The 22,181-nt window shown below is 68.8% G+C and carries 18 protein-coding genes; 5 read left to right on the top strand and 13 right to left on the bottom strand.

Features of this window, described 5'->3' with window-relative positions; all coding sequences use genetic code 11:
- Positions 1 to 160 precede the first annotated feature (160 nt).
- Positions 161 to 2,143, top strand: a complete 1,983-nt coding sequence (locus HRV97_RS07420) for an OPT family oligopeptide transporter (RefSeq protein ID WP_174193802.1) — start codon at positions 161 to 163, stop codon at positions 2,141 to 2,143.
- 151 nt (positions 2,144 to 2,294) lie between these two features.
- Here the strand turns inward: HRV97_RS07420 and HRV97_RS07415 are convergent, their stop codons facing one another.
- Together HRV97_RS07415 and parE are read right to left on the bottom strand one after the other, a co-directional pair.
- A complete protein-coding gene (locus HRV97_RS07415; RefSeq protein ID WP_174193478.1) occupies positions 2,295 to 3,470 on the bottom strand; it encodes an MlaA family lipoprotein in 1,176 nt (391 codons plus the stop codon).
- A 132-nt stretch (positions 3,471 to 3,602) separates the two neighbouring features.
- Positions 3,603 to 5,597 (bottom strand): DNA topoisomerase IV subunit B, encoded by a 1,995-nt coding sequence (parE, locus tag HRV97_RS07410; RefSeq protein ID WP_174193476.1) that lies wholly within the window; start codon positions 5,595 to 5,597, stop codon positions 3,603 to 3,605.
- A 117-nt stretch (positions 5,598 to 5,714) separates the two neighbouring features.
- On the opposite strand from parE, the gene HRV97_RS07405 reads away from it, so the two are divergent.
- Positions 5,715 to 6,587: an outer membrane protein gene (locus tag HRV97_RS07405; RefSeq protein WP_174193474.1), complete on the top strand. Its 873-nt coding sequence runs from the start codon at positions 5,715 to 5,717 to the stop codon at positions 6,585 to 6,587.
- A gap of 26 nt (positions 6,588 to 6,613) precedes the next feature.
- Here the strand turns inward: HRV97_RS07405 and HRV97_RS07400 are convergent, their stop codons facing one another.
- The 3 genes from HRV97_RS07400 to HRV97_RS07390 form a co-directional block, all read right to left on the bottom strand.
- On the bottom strand, positions 6,614 to 8,278 hold the full coding sequence (locus HRV97_RS07400) for a pilus assembly protein TadG-related protein (protein ID WP_174193472.1): 1,665 nt from the start codon (positions 8,276 to 8,278) through the stop codon (positions 6,614 to 6,616).
- 53 nt (positions 8,279 to 8,331) lie between these two features.
- Positions 8,332 to 8,778: a TadE/TadG family type IV pilus assembly protein gene (locus HRV97_RS07395; protein WP_174193470.1), complete on the bottom strand. Its 447-nt coding sequence runs from the start codon at positions 8,776 to 8,778 to the stop codon at positions 8,332 to 8,334.
- Between the two features lie 170 nt (positions 8,779 to 8,948).
- Positions 8,949 to 9,746 (bottom strand): GcrA family cell cycle regulator, encoded by a 798-nt coding sequence (locus HRV97_RS07390; RefSeq protein ID WP_174193468.1) that lies wholly within the window; start codon positions 9,744 to 9,746, stop codon positions 8,949 to 8,951.
- 63 nt (positions 9,747 to 9,809) lie between these two features.
- Here HRV97_RS07390 and HRV97_RS07385 point away from each other — a divergent pair, with 63 nt between their 5' ends.
- Positions 9,810 to 10,661 (top strand): ABC transporter permease, encoded by an 852-nt coding sequence (locus tag HRV97_RS07385; protein ID WP_174193467.1) that lies wholly within the window; start codon positions 9,810 to 9,812, stop codon positions 10,659 to 10,661.
- Between the two features lie 65 nt (positions 10,662 to 10,726).
- Entirely contained in the window at positions 10,727 to 11,104 is a 378-nt protein-coding gene (locus tag HRV97_RS07380) for a hypothetical protein (RefSeq protein WP_174193465.1), read from the top strand.
- A gap of 161 nt (positions 11,105 to 11,265) precedes the next feature.
- Here the strand turns inward: HRV97_RS07380 and HRV97_RS07375 are convergent, their stop codons facing one another.
- From HRV97_RS07375 to HRV97_RS07365, 3 genes are read right to left on the bottom strand one after another with little or no spacing between them, the layout of a single operon-like run.
- Positions 11,266 to 12,057: a LysR substrate-binding domain-containing protein gene (locus tag HRV97_RS07375; protein WP_174193464.1), complete on the bottom strand. Its 792-nt coding sequence runs from the start codon at positions 12,055 to 12,057 to the stop codon at positions 11,266 to 11,268.
- Positions 12,054 to 12,452: a Co2+/Mg2+ efflux protein ApaG gene (apaG, locus tag HRV97_RS07370; protein WP_174193801.1), complete on the bottom strand. Its 399-nt coding sequence runs from the start codon at positions 12,450 to 12,452 to the stop codon at positions 12,054 to 12,056. Before apaG ends, HRV97_RS07375 begins: the two co-directional genes overlap by 4 nt.
- A gap of 11 nt (positions 12,453 to 12,463) precedes the next feature.
- Positions 12,464 to 13,669, bottom strand: a complete 1,206-nt coding sequence (locus tag HRV97_RS07365; RefSeq protein ID WP_174193463.1) for a trans-sulfuration enzyme family protein — start codon at positions 13,667 to 13,669, stop codon at positions 12,464 to 12,466.
- Between the two features lie 199 nt (positions 13,670 to 13,868).
- Here HRV97_RS07365 and HRV97_RS07360 point away from each other — a divergent pair, with 199 nt between their 5' ends.
- Positions 13,869 to 15,113, top strand: coding sequence for a glycosyltransferase family 39 protein (locus tag HRV97_RS07360; RefSeq protein ID WP_174193462.1), 1,245 nt, complete (start codon positions 13,869 to 13,871; stop codon positions 15,111 to 15,113).
- A gap of 376 nt (positions 15,114 to 15,489) precedes the next feature.
- Here the strand turns inward: HRV97_RS07360 and leuB are convergent, their stop codons facing one another.
- The 5 genes from leuB to HRV97_RS07335 form a co-directional block, all read right to left on the bottom strand.
- Positions 15,490 to 16,539 (bottom strand): 3-isopropylmalate dehydrogenase, encoded by a 1,050-nt coding sequence (gene leuB / locus HRV97_RS07355; protein WP_246248587.1) that lies wholly within the window; start codon positions 16,537 to 16,539, stop codon positions 15,490 to 15,492.
- Between the two features lie 28 nt (positions 16,540 to 16,567).
- A complete protein-coding gene (gene recO / locus HRV97_RS07350; RefSeq protein ID WP_174193460.1) occupies positions 16,568 to 17,299 on the bottom strand; it encodes a DNA repair protein RecO in 732 nt (243 codons plus the stop codon).
- Positions 17,300 to 17,443: 144 nt separating this feature from the next.
- Entirely contained in the window at positions 17,444 to 18,325 is an 882-nt protein-coding gene (locus HRV97_RS07345) for a GNAT family N-acetyltransferase (protein WP_343044458.1), read from the bottom strand.
- Positions 18,322 to 19,275, bottom strand: a complete 954-nt coding sequence (locus HRV97_RS07340; RefSeq protein WP_174193459.1) for a polysaccharide deacetylase family protein — start codon at positions 19,273 to 19,275, stop codon at positions 18,322 to 18,324. Before HRV97_RS07340 ends, HRV97_RS07345 begins: the two co-directional genes overlap by 4 nt.
- A 66-nt stretch (positions 19,276 to 19,341) precedes the next feature.
- A complete protein-coding gene (locus HRV97_RS07335) occupies positions 19,342 to 22,137 on the bottom strand; it encodes a DUF3857 domain-containing protein (RefSeq protein WP_174193458.1) in 2,796 nt (931 codons plus the stop codon).
- Positions 22,138 to 22,181: the final 44 nt, after the last annotated feature.

Below are 22,181 nucleotides of genomic sequence, written 5' to 3'. Positions count from 1 at the left end.
GGCCAGCGCCAACCGCGCGCTGTCGCACATCGTGGTTCAGGAACGGTGGCGTGGTAACGTCGCTCGAACCCTTCAGCGCGGCCGATCACCATCGCGGATGATTGCAGAGCGCTTACCCCACGCGGTTGCATTGCAGCGCATCGGCCGCGATGACGGGCGCATGACCCGCCCAAGCACAGCCTCGACCACCGGTCCTACCACAAGCCCGATCGACGTCCCCGAACTGACGCTGCGCGGCATCGTGCTCGGCGGCGTCATCACGCTCCTGTTCACCGCCGCCAACGCATATCTGGGATTAAAGGTCGGGCTGACCTTCGCCACCTCGATCCCCGCCGCAGTGATCTCGATGGCGGTGCTCCGACTGCTGCCGGGCAGCAACATGCTCGAGAATAACATCGTGCAGACGATCGCCTCCGCTGCGGGCACGCTCGCCGCGATCGTGTTCGTGTTGCCCGGGCTCGTCATGATCGGCTGGTGGAGCGGCTTTCCATTCTGGACGACCAGCGCGATCACCGCGACCGGCGGTGTCCTGGGCGTGATGTTCTCGGTTCCCTTGCGCCGCGCGCTCGTGGTCGGGGGCGACCTGCCCTACCCCGAGGGCCGCGCCGCCGCCGAGGTGTTGCAGGCGGGATCGAACACGCAAGCGGGTGCCAAGGAGAGCGAGGCGGGGCTGCGCGTGCTCGTGCGCGGCTCGGTCGTCTCCGCGCTGTTCGCGATCCTGACGCAGATGAAGCTCGCCGCCGCCGAGGCTGCGACCTGGTTCCGCGTCGGCTCGGGCGCGACCGGCATCGCGGGCGGGCTGTCGTTCGCTCTGTTCGGCGTCGGGCACCTCGTCGGGCTGTCGGTGGGCTTGGCGCAGGCGGTCGGGCTCGTCACCGGCTGGTTCATCCTGCTGCCGTTCCTGACCGCGCAGGCGCCTTCGACGCTCGGGGTCGAGGAGTGGGCGAGCACGATCTTCCGCCAAGACGTGCGCTTCTTCGGCGCGGGCGTGATCGGCGTCGCCGCGATCTGGACCCTGCTCAAGATCGCCGGGCCGGTCGTCGGCGGCATTCGCAGCGCACTCGCCGCCAGCGCGGCGCGCGGCAGCGGCGAGACGCTCGCGCTGGAGGAACGCGACCTGCCGATCGGCCTCGTCGCAGGCGGCGCGCTCGCGATCCTGCTGCCGATCGCGTGGCTGCTGTGGAGCGTGCTGTCGGGCGGGCCGCTCGCCGGTTCCGCCGCGCTGCTGATCACGGGCGCGCTGGTGTTCGTGGTCGTCGTCGGGCTGATGATCGCCGCGGTGACCGGCTATATGGCCGGGTTGATCGGCGCGTCCAACTCGCCGGTGTCGGGGATCGGCATCCTCGCGGTGCTCGCCGCCTCGCTGCTGCTCGTCGGGCTGGTCGGACGCGACGTGGCACCTGAACAGACGCAGGCGCTGGTCGCCTACGCGCTGATCGTCACCGGCATCGTGTTCGGCATCGCTACGATTGCCAACGACAACCTTCAGGACCTGAAGACCGGCCAGCTCGTCGGCGCGACGCCGTGGAAGCAGCAGGTCGCGCTCATCATCGGTGTCGTGTTCGGCTCAATCGTGATCGCGCCGGTGCTCGACCTGCTCCAGACCGCCTTCGGCTTCGCGGGCGCGCCCGGTGCCGGCCCCAACGCGCTCGCCGCGCCGCAGGCCGGGCTGATCTCCGCACTCGCGCAAGGGGTGCTTGGCGGCAATCTCAATTGGTCGATGCTCGGCTGGGGTGCAGTGGCGGGCGTGATCTTCATCGCGATGGACGCAGCGCTTGGGCGCGCGGGGCGGCTGCGCCTACCCCCGCTCGCGATCGGGATCGGCATCTACCTGCCGATGGCGGTGATCCTGCCGGTCACGATCGGCGCGGTCGTCGGCCACCTCTACGACCGCTGGGCCGACCGCACCCGCGACGCCGAGTTCGCGCGACGGCTGGGCGTGCTCGTCGCGACCGGCATGATCGTCGGCGAGTCGCTGTGGCAGGTCGTGTTCGCCGGCATCGTCGCCGCGACGGGCAGCGACGCGCCGCTCGCGGTGGTCGGCCCAACCTTCACCCACCTCGCGCTGATCGGCGGGACCATCCTGTTCCTGGCGCTGGTGTGGTGGCTCTACCGCGGCACCAGGCGTGAGGCGATCGCCTGACCGCACTCGATTGTTAGCAGGGGGTCTGACCGATACCACGCACCGTCATCCCGGACTTGATCCGGGATCCCGCTGCCTTCTATGTCACGCGTAAGAAGCGTTACCCCCGGATCGAGTCCAGGGTCACGAGAAGGGCGTGTTAGGTCGCCAATCAAGCCGCCGGCACCCGCTCCGTATCGACCGCCACCGGCGCAACCACGTCGCTCATCGCAGCTGCCCCATCGCCATTGTCGTTAGCAGCAGCCGGCACCGGCTCGGCGCGCGGCGCATCAACCGCGGCAGGCGCATTCGCCGGCGCAGGCGTACTGGCCGGCGCAGGCGCACTCCCCGCCGGCTCCTCCGCGCGAACCGGTCGCCCGCGCTCGTCGACGTCGGCGGGCGGCTCGGTCATGCCGCCGACCAGCGGCTGACCGCGCTTCAACGCGTCGATCTCGGCCTGGCGGCGCTGCAGATAGAAGGTCCGCGAATTGGCGTACGGATCGTCGACGTTCTCGTGCAGCTTCTTCAACGTATCGTCGAACTCCGACCGGTGATCGAGCACGCTCAGCGTCGCAAACGGGATCACGAACTCGGGTTTGGTCACGCGGCGGCCGAAGGTGAACGGCAGGATCAGCCGGTCGATCGCGCCGCCGAACAGGTCGCGCACCGTCGTCGGCCCGGTGATCGGCAGGAACAGAAACGCCCCGTTCGGCACGCCGTAGAAGCCCAAGGTGTTGGCGAAACCGTTGCTGCGCCGCGGCAGCTTGAACGGCTTCTTCTTGGCGACGTCGAACACGCCCGCCACGCCCGCGGTGGTGTTGATCGCGAACCGCGCGAACGTCTCCGCCGCCTTGCCGATCTTGTGCTGCAGCAGGAAGTTCAGGAACACCACCGGTTCGCGGAAATTGTACAGGAAGTTGTGGATGCCGTTGCGCACCTCGCGTGGCAGCGTCTTCTTGTACACGCGCGCGGCGGGGCCGGTGATGGCGCTGTCGACCGCCTGCGTCGCCTTGAACGCGGTTTCGTTGACCGAACGGAACGGGTCGGGCGCGATCCCGCGGCGCTCGCCGGTGACGACGATGTCGCTCCCCGCGGCTGCGCCGCCTTGCGCAGCCGTGGGCGGCAGCGTGCGGAAAACCGGCGGCGGCACGATCTCGGGCTCGGCAGGCTGAGCGACAATTGTTTCCGACTGCGCCGTAGAGACGGGCGCGGCCTGCTGCATGACAATGGGGAGCGCTGCGGTGGCGTCGATCGTCGCGGCGGCGGGCTGATCGGCGAACAGCGCGTTCTCGAACGCGCCCGGCGTCATCGCGGCGACCGACACGCTGGTCCAAAGCAACAGGCTCAATCGTCGGCTCCTAGCAGCCGGCCTGTACGCGGCCGAGAACACCGGTCGCGGGACGACCGTATCGGGTAGCTAGTACAAAGGCCGGTTGCACTGCACAACCGGCGCGCGATGCGCTCCCGCGACACCGGCGCGTCAGGCGTCGATCGCTTCCTCGTCCAACCGTGCCGCATTTTCCTGGATGAACGCGAAGCGGTGCGCCGGGTTGGTCCCCATCAACCGGTCGACCAAATCCTTCACGCCCGCGCGCTCCTCATATTCCTGCGGCAGCGTGATGCGGATCAGCGAGCGTGACGCGGGGTCCATCGTCGTCTCGCGCAACTGCCCCGGGTTCATCTCGCCCAGTCCCTTGAACCGGCCGACCTCAACCTTCTTGCCGCGAAAGACGGTGCGTTCCAGCTCGGCGCGGTGCGCATCGTCGCGCGCGTACAGGCTCTTGGCGCCATGCGTCAGCCGGTAGAGCGGCGGCTGCGCCAGATACAAATGCCCCCGCCGCACGATGTCGGGCATCTCCTGAAAGAAGAACGTCATCAGCAAGGTCGCGATATGCGCACCGTCGACGTCGGCGTCGGTCATGATGATGACCTTCTCATACCGCAGATTGTCCGCAACGCAGTCCTTGCGCGTCCCGCAGCCGAGCGCCAGTCCCAGGTCGGCAATCTCCTGGTTTGCGCCAATCTTCGCGCTGGTGGCGCTGGCGACGTTCAAGATCTTGCCGCGGATCGGCAGGATCGCCTGCGTCTTGCGGTCGCGCGCCTGTTTGGCGCTGCCGCCCGCCGAGTCGCCCTCGACGATGAACAATTCCGTCCCCGCGGGTGCATCGGCCGAACAGTCGGTCAGCTTGCCCGGCAAGCGGAGCTTCCTCGCACTCGTCGCGGTCTTGCGCTTGACCTCGCGCTCCTGCTTGCGCCTGAGCCGCTCGTCCATCCGCTCGAGCACGTAGCCGAGCAGCGCGCGTCCGCGCTCCATGTTGTGGCTGAGCCAATGGTCGAAATGATCGCGCACCGCCTTCTCGACCAGCCCCGCGGCTTCCGGGCTGGTCAGCCGGTCCTTGGTTTGGCTCTGGAACTGCGGATCTCGGATGAACACCGACAACATCAACTCGCTGCCGACCATCACGTCGTCGGCGGTCAGCTCCTTCGCCCGCTTGTTGTTCACCAGCTCGCCGAACTGCCGCAGCCCGCGCACCAGCGCCTGACGCAAGCCCTGCTCGTGCGTGCCGCCATCGGGGGTCGGGATCGTGTTGCAATACCAGCTATAGCTGCCCTCGCTCCACAACGGCCAGGCGACCGCCCACTCCACCTTGCCCATCTTCACGCCACCCGGACCATCGGCGAAGTCCTGCGTGCCCGAGAACGCGTCCGCGGTCGCGCACTCGCGCCCGCCCAATTGCTCGCGCAGGTGATCGGCCAACCCGCCCGGAAACTGGAACACCGCCTCGGCCGGCGTGTCGTCAGAAATTAGCGCAGCCGCACACTTCCACCGGATCTCGACGCCCGCGAACAGATACGCCTTCGACCGCGCGAGCTTGTACAGCCGCGCCGGCTTGAAGCTTAGCTCGGGGCCAAAGATCTCATGGTCGGGCACGAACGACACGCTCGTGCCACGCCGGTTGGGCGCCGCACCGACATGCTCCAACGCGCCCACCGTCTGCCCGCGGCTGAACCGCTGGCGATACAATTGCCGCTCGCGCGCGACCTCGACCATTGTCTCCGCCGACAAAGCGTTGACCACCGACACGCCGACGCCGTGCAGACCGCCGCTGGTCGCATAGGCTTTCCCCGCGAACTTGCCGCCCGAGTGTAGCGTCGACAGGATCACCTCCAGCGCCGACTTGTCGGGAAACTTCGGGTGGGGGTCGACCGGAATGCCGCGGCCGTTGTCGGTGATCGTCAACCGGTTGCCCGGCTCCAGCGTCACCTCGATCCGCGTCGCATGCCCTGCGACCGCCTCATCCATCGCATTGTCGAGCACCTCGGCCGCCAGATGATGCAACGCGCGCTCGTCGGTGCCGCCGACGTACATGCCAGGCCGGCGACGCACGGGCTCCAGCCCTTCGAGCACCTCGATCGAGGACGCGTCGTAACCACCCGCACTCGCGGTGGATGAGGCAAAAAGATCGTCGGCCATACTTCCGACTATAGGCGCGCGCGCGTGCGAACAGAAGGGGCACAACGCGGCAACGATTTGTCATGCAACGAAGTGATGCTTTCGTAAGTTTGCGCCGCGACTGACAGGGAGACTATAATGAAGATCAATCTGCTCGCCGGTGCAGCAGCGCTGCTCGTGGCCGCACCTGCCGCCGCACAGGAAACGACGACGACCTTCAGCGGCATCTACGTCGGCGCCGCCGGCGGCTACGATGTCCAGGGCAATGACCGTGGTTCCACCATCTTGTTCGATCGTAACCTCGACGGTCGGTTCGGTGATGCGGTGACGACGGCAGCAGGTGCCAACGCCTTCTCGCCCGGCTTCTGCAACGGTCGCGCGACCAGCGTCAACGCGCCGGGTCGCACCGCGGCCGCCGCTCCTGCACAGCCGGCCGGTGCCGGTTGCCGCAACGACAAGGACGGCTGGGCCTATTACGGTCGCATCGGCCTGGACCAGCAAATGGGGCAGTTCGTCGTCGGCGTCGTCGGCGAGTTCGGCAAAAGCGAGATCAACGACAGCGTGTCGGCTTTCTCGACCACCCCGGCCAATTACGTGATGTACCGCGACCTGCAATGGGAAGCTGGCATCCGCGCACGCGCCGGCTACACGCCGAACAATTCGACGCTGTTCTACGGCACGTTCGGCCCCGGCTATGCCCGGATCGACCGTGAATTCCTGACCACCAACACAGCGAACGGCTTCGCGCAGCGCGGCAAGCGCAACCAGTTCGGTATCCAGGGCGGCGGCGGCGTCGAGCAGCGCATCGGCGATCACTTCTCGATCGGCCTCGAATATCTGTTCCACCAGTATGATGATGAGGATTACCGCGTGCGTGCCGGTTCGAACGGCACCACGCCTGCGAACAATCCCTTCATCCTCGCGCCCGGCACCGGTGGCACCGATTTTGCGCGCAGCGACCAGAACTTCCGCTGGCACTCGATCCGAGCCACTGCCGCGTTCCGCTTCTGACCGATCCCGGTGGGCTGGCGTTCGCGTCAGCCCACCAACACCGCGTTTCCGCACCGGAGCCCGTTCACCCGCAGGTCGGCCTCACCGATCCCGAGCCCCAAGCCTCCGGCAACCGCGTTCAACACGTCATCCAGCGGGGCCGCGACCCCCGCCAGCAACTGCGTCACGGCGCTGAGCAGCGACGATACCGGCAGCGGCAGGAAACCCAACAACCGTGGCGTCAGGGTCACGTTGCGCGTCAACGATACCACCAGACCTTGGATCATGGCCGACGACCGGATCGTCTGCACGCTGGCGCCGTCGATCATCGCCTGCGTGAAGCGGCGTTCCTGCCACGGCTCCGCCGCGCCGAGCGACACGCGCGCACTCGCGTCGACGTCGATCACCAGCGTGTTCAGGATGCGGGCGGCAGCCGGCTGGATCGTGCGCGAGAAATCGTCGAGCTTGCTCTCGTCCACCGTGCCGATCGCGGCGTCGAGCGCGCTGACGCGCCCCTCGATCGTCACGCTGCGCGGCGAGCCGCTGCAATCGATCGTCTTCAACCGCGCCTCTGCGCCCGCGACCTGGACGAACAACGGCAGGTCGATCGAGGCGAGGCTCGACAAGCCCGGCAGCAAGGTCGGCGCCAGCCGCGCGTGCGCGTAGAGGCGGGCTTGCGCCGTTCTGACGATTGTCTCGCTCTTGTCGGTCACCGCCAGCCACGGTGACGATTGCGCGCGCTCGCCGACCGCGACCTGCATCTTCAGCGACGCGACGCCCGGCACTGTTGTTCCCAGATCGAGCGCGAGCCGGCGCGGGCCGTTCGTCTCCAAAACCGTCGTCATGAACGGCAGCACCGGTATTCGCGCCGCGCCCGTTCCTCCGCTCGCCTGCCTGGCAAACGGGCCGGCATCGATCAAGGTGCCCAAACGGATCGTCTGTCCGCCAACCGCGCCGTTCACGCGCGCGACCGCGCCCGCCGCACCCGCCTGCCCGCTCGCACTCAGCGTGTCGGACAATGCGCCGAACACGTCCGACACGCGCACATCCGCCGCCAGCAGCTCGCCGTAGTCGTTGACCGACAGGTTCGCGCGCAGCTTCACCCGGTCGAGCAACGTGAACACGTCCACGTTCGACTCGATCAGCGCGCGGTGGTCGAACACGCCCAGCGTGATCGCCCGCCCGGTCAGCGCCGACAGCAACGCGTTGAGCACCCCGCCTTCCAGTCCGATCAACCGCGATCCGACCGAGAAGCTCGCCGCCGCGCGCCGCTGCGCCGTTGCCTGGCGCACGATCCGCACCGATGGGATGCCGAAGAAGCTGGCGAAATAGGTCGGCGACTCGGTTGCCACCTGCACCTGCGCGGCATCTCCGTTGGCGCCGGGGGCGAAACGCTGCGCCATCGCGATCTGCGGATCGGCGCGGTAGCGACCAGACACGGTGCGCACCACCGTCGCCTTGGTCCAACTCGCCGCCACCAGCGCGCGCACCGCGGCGTCCGCCTGTGCCGCGTCGGGCGCGGTCGCGCCCGCCAGTGCCGCGGCATCGGCCACCCCCTGTAACCGCCGCGCGTCGAGTTGCACCGTGCCGTAATCGACCGCGAACGCCGCGAAGCTCACCAGCAGCGGCATCGCGCAGGCGACGAACACCCCCACTCCGCCGCGCCGCTCGCGCGAAAATCGGCGCACTGCCGACAACGTGACCTCGCGCATTCTGTTACGCATCGCCCGACCGATCGCCTCAGAAGTCGCCACGCCGGCCATCATCACAGCGCGCTTAGCGCCACCACCGCGCGGCGCTCGATGATCGGCTCGGGCAGCGGGACCATGCCGGTCGACAGCAGCGTCAGCGCGCGCGCATCGACGCGCAGCTTCACCGTGGCGCGCGCCCCGCCCTCCTCGACCGCGAGCGCGATCTGGTTGGCCCGTAACTCGGGAACGCTCGCCATGTCGGTCGCAACCGCCGCCCGCGCCAGCGTCAGCCGTTCGCTCGCGGTCATGCCCGCGACGATCGCGCGGGCGGCATCGTTGGCGGCCGTCTGCACGCTGTGCGCCAGCCAGATATATTGGCCGTAGCAGATCACGCCCATCACCAGGCTCAACAGCATCGGCAGCAGCAGCGCGAATTCGATCAGCGCTGCAGCACGGCGATCCTGCCGCAACCGTTGTAGCGGTGACACGATGATGTGAAATGCAGGCAACGCGCGAACCATGGCTGATCCTTTCGGCAGCCTTGTCGCACGCGCGGGCTTGCGCTTCGGAAACCAGCCAATGGCGCAGATTTGTTGAATTTACATGAGGATCTACGCGCGAAGGGCCGGCCCAATCCTCCAAATCGGACCGACCCTTCGATTATTCCACATCAACGATGCGGATCAGCGACTTAGCGCATTCGTGGCCCACCGAACGGCAGCGGCGCGGCGCGGCGGTCGCGGCGCGGCAATTGCGCCTGATAAGCGTGGCCGCAATGCGTGACGCAATAAGGAAAACCGGGGTTCACCTTCTCGCCGCAGAAGTGGAAATCGGGCTCACCGGGATGCCCCAGCGGCCATTTGCAGATCTTGTCGCTCAGATCGAGCAGCGAGGTCTTGTTGGCATATTCGGGCGCGGTGCGTGCGGGCACCAGCCGGCGCGGCGGTGCGGGCGTGCTCGGCGCCTGCTGCTCGCCGGGTGCCTGGCGCACGAAGCCGCCGGGCCCAACCGAACGCAGGATCGGCTGCTGCTCGACCGGGCGCTCGCGCACCGGTGCGGGGGGCGGCGTGTCGTCGCTCTCCTCGTCTGCGTCGGCGTGCTCCTCCACCTCGTCGGCAGCGTCCGCTGCAATCTCGACCACCGGTTCGGGCTCGGGATCGGGCTGGCGCTCGACCGCCATCGGCTCGGCCGCGGCGGACACCGGCTCGGGGCTGGGCGCGAGCGCGGCCGCCTCGACCGGCTCGGCCGCTGCGGGCTCGGCCGACACGTCCAGCGACGCCGCGCCCTGTGCCGCGGCGGCGGCTGCCTGCGCGCGCGCTTCTTCCTTGCTGACCACCGGTGACGGGCGCGATTGCAGGCCCAGGCGGTGCGCCTTGCCGATCACGGCATTGCGGCTGACCCCGCCCAGCGCTTCGGCGATCTGGCTGGCGGTCTGGCCGGCTTCCCACATGGTCTTGAGCGTGTCGATGCGCTCGTCGGTCCAGGACATTCGTGTGTTTCCTCAAGCGGTGCCGGTTGCGGGCGGCACCGGCAACGTTTACCCGCACGCGGGATGAGCAGCCAGCCCCCAATCGGCCAAGTCCAATCGGCAGTCAGGAACGCACCGGGCGTCCCGGTCATCCGGAACGTCAATTGGGGCGGCCTCAGAACCCTCTATGTGAAGGAGGTGCGCCGTTTCTTCAAGGTGCAGCTCCAGACCGTGTGGGCGCCCGCGATCACGACCCTGCTGTTCCTCGTGATCTTCACGGTCGCGAACGGCGCGCGCGCGCCGGTGCGCGTGGGCGGCACGGTGGTGCCCTTCGCCGATTTCGTCGCACCCGGCCTGATCATCATGGGCATGATGCAGAATGCCTTCGCCAACGCGAGCTTCTCGCTGCTCGTCGGCAAGATCCAGGGCACGATCGTCGATTACCTGCAACCGCCGTTGTCGACCGCCGAGCTGCTCGCCGCACTGACCGGTGGCGCGGTCACGCGCGCCTTCTGCGTCGGCGCGGCGGTGTGGCTGGCGATGTCGCTGTGGCCCGACGTCCACGTCACGCCGCAGCACCCGGTGGCCGTGCTGTGGTTTGGCCTGCTCGGCGCGCTGTTCCTGAGTCTTGCGGGCGTACTCACCTCGATCTGGGCGGAGAAGTTCGACCATGCCGCCGCGGTCACCAACTTCGTTATCGCACCGCTGACATTGCTGTCGGGCACCTTCTACTCGGTCGATCACCTCGCCCCCGCGTTCCGTGCGTTCAGCCACGTCAACCCGTTCTTCTACGTCATTTCGGGCTTTCGCTACGGCTTTCTCGGCACCGCCGATTCGTCGGTGACGCTCGGCAGCGCGGTGATCCTCGGCATCGACATCGTCATGGGCGTGCTGTGCTACACGCTGCTCAAGCGCGGATGGAAACTCAAGAACTGACGGACACTTAGGTTACGAACGCCGTTTACTCGCTCGGGCATCCGCCCGCAGGAGCATTCGTCCACATGGCCGTCAAATTTGCTGGAACGATGAACGCGATCAATCGCGGTCTCGACGCGACCAAGCCCGCCAAGGGCGCCGACATGATCGAGGATTGGGAAGCAGCACTCGCCGACACCGACGTGGCCGGCGCAAAGGGCATCCTTCGCGACCTCACCTCGCTGCGCAAGCAGTTGGAGAAGGACGAGCCCGATGCCGACCGCGTCCACGCGCTGCTCCACCGCCTGGGCGCCGCCACCACCAAGATCGCCGACAAGGCCGACAAGTCGCAGGACAAGCTCAAGGCGCTCGGCGAGGCGCTGACCGAGGCCGGTGAAGAAGAGCACGACGAGGAAGAAGACAAGGAAGCCGCCGCCGCCCCGAAGCGCGCGCGCAAGAAGTAAGCTGCACGGGGGCGGCTAACCCCGCCCCCACTCCCGTCATCCCGGGCTCGACCCGGGATCCCGCTGTCTTCTCCACGCTGGTTAAGAAGCGGGTCCCCGGATCAAGTCCGGGGTGACGAGTGGAGAGATAGGCTACCGCTGGCCGCCCGCCGCACCCCAGCCTACCCCGCCAGCGCCTCGACCAGCGCCTGCACCTTGCGCTGCCGCCACTGCGGCGTCGGCGCGACCAGCCAGTAACCCAACCGCGACGGCTGCGCCGCGCCCACCACCGCGACCCGCGCCTCCGCCACATCGCGCGCCGCGAGCAGTTCGGGCACAATCGCGCGCCCCAGCCCCGCCGCTGCCGCGTCAATCGCGAGCCCCGCGTCGCCGACGCGCACCACTGGCGTCGCCGCACCCTCGGGCGAGCCCGGCCACGCGATCACCGTGTCCGCCCCGCCGCCCGGCCGCTCGAGCGTCACCAGCCCGTCGCTCTCGATCGCCTCGCCCTCCAGCGCGCCCGGCCCCTCGCCCCAGCGGATCGCAAGGTCGAGGTTAGCCTCGGTAAAATCCACCGCCTCGTCCGCCACCACCAGCGAGAAACGCAGATCGGGATCACCGCCCGCGATCTCGGCGAGCCGCGGCAGCAGCCACTTCTCGGTCAGGTCGCGCGGCGCCGCGATCGTCAGCGACTTGGACGATTGCCCCGCCTGCATCGCGCGCACCGCTTCCTCGAAGTGGAGGAAGCCGGCGCGCAAGGGTCCCAGCGCCGCCGCCGCCTCGTCGGTCAGCTCCAGCCCCTTGGTCGTGCGCCGGAACAGCACCACGCCCAATGTATCCTCCAGCGCGCGGACCTGCTGACCGACCGCCGCCGGCGTCACCGCCAGCTCGTCCGCCGCGCGCGTGAACGACAGGTGCCGCGCGGCAGCATCGAGCACGCGCAGACCGTTCAGCGGCAGATGCGTCCGCTTCATCCCGCCACCGCGGGCGCGTGGAGCGCGAACTTCGGGATCGCGACGTCAAACACCGCGCCCGCCTCGTCGACCATGCGGTAGCTGCCCTGCATCGCGCCCGTCGGCGTTGCTAGCGGACAGCCCGACACGTAATCGTAGCTGGCGCCCGCGGCGACAACCGGCTGTTCGCCGACCACGCCCTCACCCTCCACGCTGTGCCGCGCGCCGCGCCCATCGGTGATGACCCAATGGCGCGTAAGGAGCTGCACCGCGCCCGGTCCCTCGTTCTCGATCCGGATGTGATAGGCCCAGAACCACCGCCCGCGCGCCGGCTCCGACTGTTCGGCCAGGTAACTGACCGACACGCGCACCGTCACCCCGCGCGTCGTCTCCGCGACGTCGAACAGCGACTTCACCAAGGGTGAGGTCACAGGCCGACCTGCCGCAGCGCCTGGTCGAGATCGTCGATCAGGTCGAGCGGGTCTTCCAACCCGACGTTCAACCGGATCAGCCCCTCGGTCACGCCCATCTCGATGCGTTTGTCTTCCGCCACACCGAAATGCGTGGTCGAGGCGGGATGCGTCATCAACGAGCGCGAGTCGCCGATGTTGTTCGAGATGTCGATCAGCGTCAGCGCGTTGAGCAAAGCATGCGCCTGCGCGCGATCCTCGACCTCGAACGCGAAGATCGGCCCAGCCGCCTCCATCTGACTCATCGCCAGTTCGTGCTGCGGGTGGCTGGCGAGGCCAGGATGCAGGATGCGCGGCACGCGTCCTTCCATGAAGCTGCCCACCTGCACCGACGACGCCGACTGCCGCCGGATACGCAGGTCGAGCGTTTCCAGCCCCTTCAACACCACCCAGGCGTTGAACGCGGACAAGGTCGGGCCGGTATTGCGCGTGAACGGCAGCAAAGTGTTGTTGACGAAATCGGCGGTCCCGCACACCGCGCCCGCCAAGACGCGCCCCTGTCCGTCCATCATCTTGGTCGCGGAATAGGCCGTGATGTCGGCGCCGAACTCCATCGGCCGCTGCAGCGCCGGCGTCGCGAATGCATTGTCGACCACGCTGCGGATGCCCCGCTCGCGCGCGATACCGCAGACGGCGCGCAGGTCGACCACGTCCATCGTCGGATTGGCGGGCGTCTCGAAGAAGAACACCTTCGTCTCGGGCCGGACTGCGTCGACGAATTGTTGCGGGTCGCGCGCGTCGACGATCGTCGTCTGGATGCCGAATTTTGGCAGCAGCGTGTCGGTCAACCAGCGGCACGACCCGAACGCCGCGCGCCCCGCCACCACGTGATCGCCCTGTTCGAGCTGGCACAACAGCACCGCGGTCATCGCCGCCATGCCGGTCGCCATCGTCCGGCACGCTTCCGCACCTTCGAGCAGCGCAATGCGTTCTTCCAGCATCTCGACCGTGGGGTTCTGCAGCCGCGAGTAGGTCATGCCCGCCTGCTCGCCCGCGAAGCGCGCCGCAGCATCCTCCGCCCGGTCGTAGCTATAGCCCGAGGTAAGGAACAACGCCTCGCTCGTCTCGCCCCATTCCGATCGCGCGGTGCCGCCGCGGATCGCCTGGGTAGCGGGACGCCAAGTCTGCGTGATCGAACGGTCCTGGCCAGTGCGACGCTTCATGGCGCACGCCATGCCCGCGCGGGCCGGCTTTCTCAACCCCTCCCCCCTTAGACCTTCCCTCCGTCATCCCCGCGAAGGCGGGGATCCATCACGCCTCCACACGGCTTCTCCTGAGCGATGAGGAACAGCCGGCCGCTCGCTCCCGCCATCGATCCACTTCCCGCTTGCCCGCCACCGCCCCGCGGGTGAGAGAAGCCAGGTGGCCGACCCTAACTCCCGCACACGACCGCTCACCCAACCGTTACTCATCGGCGCGCTCGTCGCGCTGGCGAGCGAGCTGGTCTTCCTCCTCCGCCTCTCCGTCCCGAACAAGCCCGTGTTCGACGAGGTCCACTATCTCCCCGCCGCACGCGCGCTGCGCGACCTATCCGGCCCGACCAACATCGAGCATCCGCTGCTCGCCAAGGAGCTGATCGCGCTGTCGCTTCGCTGGCTCGGCGACGAGCCGTTCGGCTGGCGCTTCGCCTCGACGCTGGCGGGCGCGGCGACGATCGCGGGCGTGTTCGCGCTCGTCCACCTGCTGACCGGCCGCCTGCGCGCCAGCCTGATCGGCGCCGCGCTCGCGCTGCTGTCGTTCACCGTCTACGTCCAGGCGCGCATCGCGATGCTCGACACCTTTCTGGCGGCGTTCCTGCTATGGGGGATCGTCGTGCTGACCTGGTCGATGCGCCACCCGGGCTATGGGCGCTGGTGCCTGGGCGCCGCGCTGCTCGGCCTCGCCACCGCGTGCAAGTGGACTGCTGCCCCCTACGTCGCCTTCGCCGCCGTCAGCTACCTTCGCCTGCGCCACCGTCACCTCGACCGCTGGCCCGGCATGAACCCCGCGATCGCGATCGCGCTGCTCGGGCTCGTCTCGGTCGGCACCTACTTCCTCACCTTTGCGCCGGCCTTCTTCTACACCACCGATCCGCTCACGCTTTCGCGGCTGATCCCGTTTCAATGGGAGATGTACGCGCGCCAGACGCAGGTGCTGCCGCCGCACACCTATCAGTCGAACTGGTGGACCTGGCCGCTGATGAAGCGCCCGATCTGGTACCTCTACGAACCCGTCGACGGGGTACAGCGCGGGATCTGGATGATCGGCAACCCCGCGATCATGTGGGGCGGGCTGGTCGCGGTCGCCGCGCTGTTCTGGGCCTGGGTCAAGACCGACTCGGCCCGCCTGCTCGCCCCCGCAATGCTGTGGGTGGGTAGCCTGCTGATCTGGGCACTGATCCCGAAATCGCTCGGCTTCTATTATTATTACTATCCCAGCGGCATCTTCCTCACGGTCGCGCTCGCAGTCGCGCTCGACCACTGGCGCGCGGCCTTGCGCGGCTGGGACGAGCTCTACCTGCTCGTCTGCTTCGCGCTGCTGGTCTATTTTCTCCCGGTGCTCTGCGCCGAGCCACTGACCGACGCCGGCGCCTTTCGCCGCTGGACCTGGTTCGCCAGCTGGGTGTGACGCGCGGGCTGTCCTACAGACCGGTACAACGCTAGGTCCCGCGTCGCGCGGCCGAGCCGCCCACTGCTCTTTGACCCGGCCGCACAACACCCACCGGACAGAAGCGCCGCGACCCGCCCCGAACTCCAGCGCTTACACTTATCCCCTCGTCGCCCCGGACTTGATCCGGGGCCGCGCTTCTACGTCTCACTCCAAGAAAGCAGGACCCCGGATCAAGTCCGGGATGACGGCAGTCTTGGCCGGTCACCGACGCAATGGGGTCAAGTTCGCGACCGTCAAAGCACCCGCCTTGGTGTGACCTTCGCGTGACCTTCCACGCCGACCAACCCGCGCAACGACGCGCATTGGCGTGACCTTCGCGTGACCTTTCGCGCGTTTACAGCGCGGCGAGCACCGCGTCGCCCATCGCGCGCGTCGATGCGTCGCCGCCAAGATCGGGCGTGCGCACCCCTGCCCTGAGCGCCGCCGCAACCGCCGCCTCAACCCGGTCCGCCGCCGCCGCCTGCCCCAACGAGTGGCGCAGCATCATCGCCGCCGACAGGATCGCCGCGCACGGGTTCGCCTTGCCCTGCCCCGCGATATCGGGCGCGGAACCGTGGATCGGCTCGTACAATCCCTTGCCGCCCGCATCCATCGACGCGGACGGCAGCATCCCGATCGATCCGACGCACATGCTCGCCTGATCCGACAATATGTCGCCGAACAGATTGCCCGTCACGATCGTGTCGAACGCGCCCGGGTTCCGCACCAACTGCATCGCCGCATTATCGACGTACATGTGGGTCAACTCGACCGTCGGATAATCCGCCGCCACCTCGATCACCACGTCGCGCCACAATTGCGAGGTTTCCAGCACGTTCGCCTTGTCGACCGAGCAGAGCTTGCCACGCCGCTTGGCCGCGGTCTCGAACCCGACCCTCGCGATCCGCCGCACCTCGTCCTCGTCGTAGCGCATCAGGTCGTGGCCCTCGCGCAGGCCCGCCGCATTCGTCCGCCGGCCCTTCTCGCCGAAATAAACGTCGCCGTTCAACTCGCGCACGATCACCAGGTCGATCGCGCGCGCCACCTCGGGCTTGAGCGTCGAGGCGTCCTCCAGCCCTTCGAAGATCCGCGCCGGGCGCAGGTTGGCAAAGGTGCGCAACTCCTTGCGCAACCCCAGGATCGCCTGCTCCGGACGCAGCGCACGCTCCAGCGTGTCGCACGCCGGATCACCCACCGCGCCGAACAGGATCGCGTCAGCCCGCCGCGCCAAATCGAGCGTCGCCGCCGGCAGCGGATGCCCGCTCGCCCGGTACGCCGCACCGCCGACCAGCGCTTCCTCGAACGTCAGATCGAGCCCGAGCGCGTCGAGCACGCGCCGCGCCTCCGCGGTGACTTCGGGGCCGATGCCGTCGCCGGCGAGGATCGCGATCAGGGGCGTGCTCATGCACCTCCGCATGGCAAGCGGTGCCGGCTCAGGCAACCGCCCTTTTCAACCGATCGAGCAGCCGATCGCGCGCCGACAACAATTCGCGCCGCCGATCGACCAGCACGTCGCGCTCGATGAAATGGCCGGTGATCGCCAGCGCGTCGATCACCTCGTCCCACCTCGCCTCGCCGCCTTCGTGCAGGAACGCCGGCAATCGCAGCAGCCGCGCCTCATACCCGACTGCCGCCGCCCGGCTCACCGCCCCACCGCTCTTGGGACTGACGAAGGCGAGATCATCGACTGCCCCGGTCGCGACACACGCCGACAGGTCGAGCCCGAAGCCCAGCTCGGCGAGCAGCAGCAGCTCGTACCGCGCCAGCGCCCCCGCCCACCCTTTCGCGGTCGGCGCCGCCTCCACCGCGTCGAGCACGCCCGACAGCGCATCGTGCAAGCGAGGATAGGATTGCGCCTCGGGCAGCGCCGCCGCGGTCAGCGCCGCCAGCCACTCCAGCGCCGCCGCCGGCAGCGCCGCGGCGTACATCGCTGCGCGGCTGTGGATCAATTCAACCGTCAGCGCGGGCAATTGCTCGTCGGTCCGCGCGCGCCACTCGGCCCGCACCAGATTGGTCGGTTGCAGGATCGGCCGCAGCCGCCGCGAATGCCCACCGCGCACGTAGCCCGGCCACACCCCCGCCTCCCGCGTGAAGCCGCGCACTACCGCCCCATGCTCGCCATGCGCACGCACGGACAGGACAATGGCATCGGCGACGAGGTGCATGTTCGCTAGATAGGATGCGAGGCGCGGCGGGTCACGGCACCATCACTCCCTCCCTGGAAGGGAGGGGCTGGGGATAGGTCGACCGACGCGGAACGCTGCGACTTACCCCCATCCCTCCTTGTCAGGGAGTAGAGAAACGGCAGCTCACGCCCGCCGCACCCGCTGCGCAATCCCCTTCAACGCCGGCGTCTCGCCCCACCGCTTCGCCACAGCCATCGCCGCATCGAACCCGCCGACCGCCGCCACCGCCGCCCGGTTGGCGATCGTCGGGCGCAGCAGCAGCAAATCGTGGCACACCACCCCGCCGCTCGCCAGCCCACGCTTGTGCTGCCCCTCGCCTTCGGTGAAGTCGAACCAGCGGAAGCAATCGGCGAACAGGTCACCCAGCGCCTCGCCCATCAACACGCTACCCGGCGACAGTGCGTGATACGCCGGATCGTGCCCGACATAATCGTAGCGCAGCGTGTCGCCGTCCGCCCCGCACCACAGATAGGCAATCGGCGCGTCGCCCAGGAACAGCAACCACGCACGCGCCCAGTCCTGCGCCGCCGCCGCGACCAGCCCCGCCGCATCCTCGGGCAGCCCGGACCCGAGCAACCGCTCCTGATACGTCGTCGCCGACACGCGCCGCGCAAGCGGATGGAACACCGCCATCTCCTCGGCCGATCGATAACGCCGCACGTCGAGCACGCCACCGTTCGCCGCCGCCAGCTTCTTCGCCTTGCGCTTCAACCCCGACCGCGCCTGCCCCGACAGCCCCGCCGCCCACGCCGCGCGCCCGCCTGCCAGATCGACGTAGTAACGCACGTAGCGCTGCCGCACGAAGCGCAACCCGCCCGCGTCGAGCGCGACCCCTTCGGGCAGCGAGGTGACGAGATAGCCGTCATCGGCGTCCGCCAAGGCGGGCAGCACCGGCCCACTCGCCGCCAGCACCTGCTCCAGCGACCACGCCACGCGCACCAGCCGACGCGGAAAGCTGGCCAGCGTGCGCGCGCCGACCTGCAGCTTCAGCGCGCTCGCGCTCACGCCGCACGCTCCGCCACCAGCGTCGACCAGAGCTGTTCCGCCTGCCGCCAGCGCAGCCGAAACGCGTCGGGCGCGAGCGGGCGGTCGCCTTGCCCCAGCGGCAGCGCGGGGCGGTCGGCGAAGTGACACGTCGGCGCCACGTCTCGCCGCTCCGCCAGCATCGCGCACAGCGCCTCGAACCGGTGGACGTGGACGCGGTTGGGTGCGGTGCCGGCGCGGTTCGCCAGCTCGAAACTGTGCCCGACGATCGTCACCGCGGCGTGATCCTGCGCCGCCGCATGGTCGATCGCCGCGCGCATCTCGCGCGTCGACAGCGCGCAGATCTGGAAATTGCGCCAGCAGCCCGGCCGATCCTCGATCACCGTCACCGGCACCTCGACCACCCCGCGCCGCACGACCGGCGCGATCTGCGCCGGATCGAGCGCGATCGCGCTCGGCCACGGATGATGCGCGCCATTGTGGCTGCTGTCATACGCCAGTCCCAGTGCGGCAAGCGCACACAAGGTCTCGTCGTTGGCCGAATAGCTGCCCGCGCGAAACGCCACCGGCCGCGGCGCACCCGCCGCCATCAGCAGGTCGATCGCGCGAGCCAGCACCACACGCTGGCGATCGGCAGACAGGTCGATCAGCTCGAACGCGCCATGCGCCGCGCCCCGGTCGCCCGCCACCGCGCCGATCCAGTTGGGATGGCAGTGGAGCTGCACCTCCTGCCCCGCCGCCAGCACCGGCTCGACCATCCGCCGCGCCCATTCCGCGCCATAGATCAGCGCCGGCAGCGGATCGACGAAGAACGTCGCCTTCAATCCCGCCCGCGCCAGCACCGCGAGCTGCCACGCCAGCCCCACGCCCGCAGGCTCGACCGATCGCGTGTGGATCGTCGCCGCATCCAGCCCGGCGGCATGGTGCCGCCACGCGAATTCGGTATCGATGGTCAGAAAGACGGCCGGCATGCCGCCCGCCTTACCCCCCAGACGTAAACGCCACGCTTACGCGGGCCGACCGCTCGGCACCGTCGCTCAGGGATTGATGCCCCAGCGTGCATATTCCTTGTCGATCTGCGGATTGAGCAACCGCGCGCGCGCCAGCTCGCGATCGCCGTCGGCCTTCTTGCCGGCGCGGTAGAGCACGACGCCGCGCATGTAGCGGCTCGCCGCCAGATCGGGCGAGGCGTCCAGCGCCGCGTTCAGGTCCGCCAGTGCATCGTCGAAGCGGCCAAGCCGGTAATAGACCATCGCGCGGCTATCGAGCGCGGCCGTGGTCGAATCGGACAGCTCGATCGATTTGGTGCAATCCTTCAACGCACCGTCGAGCACCTGATTGCCCACCCCACGCAACCAGCAGCGGGTGTTCAGCAGATTGGGGCTGCCCGGCTTCTCCGCCAGTGCCGCGTCGATCGTCGCCAGCGCGGCGTCCTTTTGCCCGGCTTCCGCTTGCGCGTTGGCCTTGTTCGCCAGCCAGTCGACCCGGTCCTTGCTCCCCGCGCGCGCGATGCGTGCGTCGAGCAGCGCGATCGCCGCCTCGGCCTGGTTGTGGTTGGCCTTGTAATCCGCCAACGCCCCGATGGCGTCGTCCGAATCCGGGTCCAGCTTGCGCGCCGCCTCGATGTCGGCGAGCTGCTTGGCGTCCTGGCCCAGCGTCGCGTTCAATCGCGCGCGCGCCAGGTACAGGTCGATGCTCGGTTCGATCGCGATCGCGCTGGTGTAATCGGCGACCGCGCCCGCCCGGTCGGCGGCGGCGGCACGGAAGCGCGCGCGCCATTCATACGGATCGGTGACCTTGGGGTCGGCCGCCATTACCCGCGTGAACATCGCGTCGGCCGGCTTCTGCAGCCCGGCGCGGCGCTTCGCCTCGTAATATGGCATGCCAGCGACACTGGCCGGAGCGACGACCGTGACCAACCGGTTCTTCGCCTGCGACAAGGCCGCGCGCGCCGCCGGCAGGTCGGCCGCCGCCATCTCGCCCCCGATCTGGTCGATGCGGTCCTCGATCGTGACGGTGTCGCCGCTCAGCGACACGGCGCGCTTGATGCGCGCGCCGCCCAGTGTCGCCGACAGGTCGCGGTCGCCGTCGAGCGTATAGCCCTCGCCCGCGTCGGGCAGGCGGACAATGGTGCGATAGATCACGCTGCCGGGGCCGGGCAGCACCACCGGTATCGCCGACCAGGCCGTGCGCGCGCGGTCCGGGTCGAAGTTCAACCCGCCAACCGCCTTGTCGAGCTGGAGCCGATAGCGCCGGTCGACCTTCGACCAGCGCGTCGACGCAATGCCCACGGCGCTGATCGTGGTGATGCCGGTCGCGGCATCGTACGAAATCTTCGGGTCGATGTAATTGCCGCTGCCCACCTGCTCGGCGAACAGGCGCTGCGCCAGCTGCCGGCGCTGGTCGGGCGTGGCTTGCGCCGCCGCGGTGCCGATCGCCTCCGCCGCCGCACCGCGCAGCGTCATTTCGACCGTCGCGACCGAGGGCGTGTCGACCCCGCCGCGGTCGTCGAGCTCGGTGGTCACCACCGCGGTCGGGCGACCGTCGGCGTGAAGCACGATCGGCATCAGCGTCGCGCCCTCTGCGCGGATCGGCAGCACCGTGCCGAGCGCGGGCGTGTCGCCGATGTCCGCCAATCGCGTGCCCGATTGCGTGCCGTCGAGCCACAGCGTTTCACCCGCGATCGTCGCGCGGACGAAGACATGGTCGAACGCGCCCGCGCTCGCCAGCCGGTTCGGCACCAGACCACCCAGCTGCGCGCTGGCGAGCACCGGCTCGGCCTCGATCTCCATCGCGTGTAGCATCGCGAGCAGCAGCAGCGTCTTCGCCTTGCAGTCGCCGTAGCGCCGCTCCCACGTCTGCGCGGGTGTCTGCGGCACGTAATTGCCCGTGTCCATGCCAAGCATCAGGTAGCGGATCTTGTCCTGCGTGCTCTGCAGCGCCATCGCGGCACGCGCGCGCGGATCGGTCGTCGCTGCCTTGATCCGCGCCACCTCCGCGGCCAGCGGACTGTTGGGTGCGATCAGCCCTTCGGTGCGGTAGAGCGGCGCCATCACCTTCGACACCGCGCCCCAGTCCGCGAACGTCGTGGCTTCCAGGATCGGCAGGGGACGGAAGCGCGCGGGCGCATCGTCGGGCATCTCGGGCTGCTTGGCGAGCGGCAGCGTCAGGTTGATCTCGCGCCATCCGTTCGCCACCGTCTCGACCGGCTTCGCGCCCTCAGCGTAGCTGCGCCACTTGACCGCGGTCGCTTCGGGCCAGACCAGGCGGACCCGGCCGAAGCCGATCCGCGCGGGTTCGGTCAGCAATCCGGCAAAGCTCTGCGCCGCACCCTGCAAGGTCGGATCACGCCGCGTGATCGAGAAGCTGACGTGCAGCACGTCGCCGACCGACAGGCCTTCCGCATTCATCGTCGCGGTCAGCACGCCATCGATCTGGCGCTGATCCAGCTGCTCCTCGCGGCGCAGCACCGTGAACGGCTGCCCGTTCTTGATCAGGTCGATATGCTGCATGCCGCGAATGATCTCGGCTTGGTGGATCACCAGATCACCCTGCGCGGGCTGCCATTGCAGCTTGATGTCGCCAATGGTGCTCAGCGCCTGTGCCGAGGCGGCGCGCGTCGCGGTGTCGAAGAACGACCACACCTGCCCGTTCTCGATCCGCTGCTGGTTGTCGAGGCGCACGATCATCGGCGTCTCGTCCGTCAGCTTGGCGACGTCGATCGCGGGCGCCGGCTTCAACCAAGCGGGTGCCGCCTGATACACCGGCTTGTCACCCGCCTGCGCGGCTTCCGCACTCGCCAGCAACGCGAAAAACAACGGCGCACGCCGCATGACTCATTCCCCCGAAAGCCCCGGCAAACAGCTTAGCGTGCCGA

Origin of the sequence: Sphingomonas hominis, from assembly GCF_013328205.1 — a bacterium.
GTDB lineage: Bacteria > Pseudomonadota > Alphaproteobacteria > Sphingomonadales > Sphingomonadaceae > Sphingomonas > Sphingomonas hominis.
The sequence above is the reverse complement of the archived record's forward strand: the minus strand, read 5'-3'. Positions and strand labels throughout refer to the sequence as shown.

Coding starts and splice junctions, on each gene's coding strand:
- HRV97_RS07395 (WP_174193470.1), bottom strand. CDS start 8,778: ATGGTTCGCGCGTTGCCTGCATTTCACATCATCGTGTCACCGCTACAA.
- HRV97_RS07420 (WP_174193802.1), top strand. CDS start 161: ATGACCCGCCCAAGCACAGCCTCGACCACCGGTCCTACCACAAGCCCG.
- parE (WP_174193476.1), bottom strand. CDS start 5,597: ATGGCCGACGATCTTTTTGCCTCATCCACCGCGAGTGCGGGTGGTTAC.
- HRV97_RS07365 (WP_174193463.1), bottom strand. CDS start 13,669: ATGAAGCGTCGCACTGGCCAGGACCGTTCGATCACGCAGACTTGGCGT.
- HRV97_RS07400 (WP_174193472.1), bottom strand. CDS start 8,278: ATGCGCGAGGTCACGTTGTCGGCAGTGCGCCGATTTTCGCGCGAGCGG.
- HRV97_RS07380 (WP_174193465.1), top strand. CDS start 10,727: ATGGCCGTCAAATTTGCTGGAACGATGAACGCGATCAATCGCGGTCTC.
- HRV97_RS07340 (WP_174193459.1), bottom strand. CDS start 19,275: ATGCCGGCCGTCTTTCTGACCATCGATACCGAATTCGCGTGGCGGCAC.
- HRV97_RS07390 (WP_174193468.1), bottom strand. CDS start 9,746: ATGTCCTGGACCGACGAGCGCATCGACACGCTCAAGACCATGTGGGAA.
- HRV97_RS07405 (WP_174193474.1), top strand. CDS start 5,715: ATGAAGATCAATCTGCTCGCCGGTGCAGCAGCGCTGCTCGTGGCCGCA.
- recO (WP_174193460.1), bottom strand. CDS start 17,299: ATGCACCTCGTCGCCGATGCCATTGTCCTGTCCGTGCGTGCGCATGGC.
- HRV97_RS07335 (WP_174193458.1), bottom strand. CDS start 22,137: ATGCGGCGTGCGCCGTTGTTTTTCGCGTTGCTGGCGAGTGCGGAAGCC.
- HRV97_RS07375 (WP_174193464.1), bottom strand. CDS start 12,057: ATGAAGCGGACGCATCTGCCGCTGAACGGTCTGCGCGTGCTCGATGCT.
- HRV97_RS07385 (WP_174193467.1), top strand. CDS start 9,810: ATGAGCAGCCAGCCCCCAATCGGCCAAGTCCAATCGGCAGTCAGGAAC.
- leuB (WP_246248587.1), bottom strand. CDS start 16,539: ATGAGCACGCCCCTGATCGCGATCCTCGCCGGCGACGGCATCGGCCCC.